General features: G+C 39.8%; 2 protein-coding genes. Both read left to right on the plus strand.

Translation table 11 applies throughout. The annotated features are described in order from the left end of the window. On the plus strand, nt 1-317 hold a 317-nt coding region (locus D1Z90_RS20955), incomplete at its 5' end, for a hypothetical protein (protein WP_147378834.1). A 10-nt stretch (nt 318-327) separates the two neighbouring features. Then, the coding region (locus tag D1Z90_RS20960; RefSeq protein WP_147378835.1) for a hypothetical protein at nt 328-613 on the plus strand (286 nt) is incomplete at its 3' end.

Raw genomic sequence — 613 nt, forward strand, 5'->3', positions numbered from 1 at the left:
CCGTTTTGATGGAAACACTATCGAACGGTACAAGAAGGGTGCAGTTACCAAGAGACGCTTGGGCAACTAAAAAAGCATTTGAAAGTGCAAGTATAAAGATGCCGACGGGCGAGAGAGTCAAAGGTATTAAAACTTTGTGGCCTGAATCTTTCTCTTCAGAAGATGTAGTATCTGCTAGCCAAAGTGTACTTCAGAAAAACTCCGGAAATACTACAGACCGTTTCCTTTATGGCTCGTATAAAGGGGTCGAGGTGAAGCTGGTACGTGATTTGGATTCAGGCATGATAAAAACTGTCCATCCTACTTGGTATCAATAGGAGGGTAAAAATGGATCAGGTTGAGCGCGAACTAGATAAGCTTTGGAGTGATAAAAGCTTCGATGAGGATAATTTATCTGAGATAGAAGATATCCTAGCGAAGAGTCCTTCTTATGTTGATTTCTTTGTTCGTAAGGTCGATATTGAATCATCGCTAATGGATACTCTATACCTAATAGTATTGAATGCAGTTCCTTTGGAAAGCTGTGTTCAGTTCGCGCCACAAACAACCAATTGGAATATCAACAAATGTGATGACGTGATATATGAGTTAAATCTGGTTTTCTATGATAAAC

Origin of the sequence: Motilimonas pumila (assembly GCF_003596335.1) — a bacterium.
Lineage (GTDB): Bacteria > Pseudomonadota > Gammaproteobacteria > Enterobacterales > CBDFNC01 > Motilimonas > Motilimonas pumila.